1 protein-coding gene and 1 pseudogene are annotated in these 986 nt (G+C 65.3%); one reads left to right on the top strand and one right to left on the bottom strand.

Annotated features, from left to right (window positions below; all coding sequences use genetic code 11):
* Positions 1–258: pseudogene (locus tag EOD07_RS35750) on the top strand (serine/threonine protein phosphatase); the annotation flags it as partial.
* Positions 259–317: 59 nt separating this feature from the next.
* Here the strand turns inward: EOD07_RS35750 and EOD07_RS35745 are convergent.
* A partial coding sequence (locus EOD07_RS35745; RefSeq protein WP_127238464.1) for a polysaccharide biosynthesis tyrosine autokinase occupies positions 318–986 on the bottom strand: 669 nt, incomplete at its 5' end.

Genomic DNA, 986 nt, shown 5'->3' with positions numbered 1-986 from the left:
GTCTTCGTGCATGCCGGCATCCGGCCCGGCATCGCGCTCGAGGCGCAGGACGAGGGCGATCTGCTCAACATCCGCGAGGAGTTCTTCCAGGCGGCGCATCGCCTCGACCGCTGGGTGGTGCATGGGCATACGATCGTCGACGCTCCGACGCTGGACGGGCGCCGGCTCGACATCGACACCGGCGCCTTTCAAACCGGACGGCTGACCGCGCTCAGGATCGTCGGCAAATACGGCCGGCTGCTGTCCTCAAACGATTAGGGCGGTTCACCCTTTTAGGCTGAACCGCCCAACTCTGTCTTTCCGAACGGAAACCCGCCTCAGGCTGCCTGCTTGGGGCGCTGTTCGGATTTTTCCAGATAGTAGGTCGAATAGCGGTCGAAGAACCTTTCCGAACCACCGAGCGCGCCGTATTTGGCCAGCTTCTTCAAATCGACCTTGTTGAGCACGGCGCCGATCACCTTGTTGGCGATGTAGGGCTCGGATTCCAGCATCGAGCGCACCATGTTGCGCGGCGTGCGGCCCCATTCGGTGACCAGCACGAAGCCGTCGACCAGCGGCGCGAAGGCCTTGGCGTCGACGACGGGGCCGAGCGGCGGCAGGTCGACGATGATGTATTCGAACGTCTCCTTGGCGTTCTCGATGAAGCGCCGCATGCCGGCCGAGCCCAGAAGCTCGCTGGTGTGCGAGAACTGGCCGCGCAGCACGGCGGGAATGATCGCCAGCTTGGTCTGGCGATCGACCTTGCCGACCGACTGCCAGGTCTGGCCGTTGACCACCGCTTCCATCAGGCCCTGCTCGGCCTCCATGCCGAGGCTGCGGCTCAAGCCCGGATTGCGCAGGTCGCCGTCGATGAGCAGGGTCCTGGCGCCAGTGGCGGCGAGCAGGCCGGCAAGATTCGCGGCCACCGTCGACTTGCCCTCGCCGGGCAGCACCGAAATGACGCCGATCACCCGGCTGCCGCGGTCTTCCATCACGACGTCGAAGGC

This window comes from Mesorhizobium sp. M2C.T.Ca.TU.002.02.1.1, from assembly GCF_003997225.1.
Note: the sequence above shows the minus strand (reverse complement) of the source record. Positions and strands in the feature narration are given on the sequence as shown.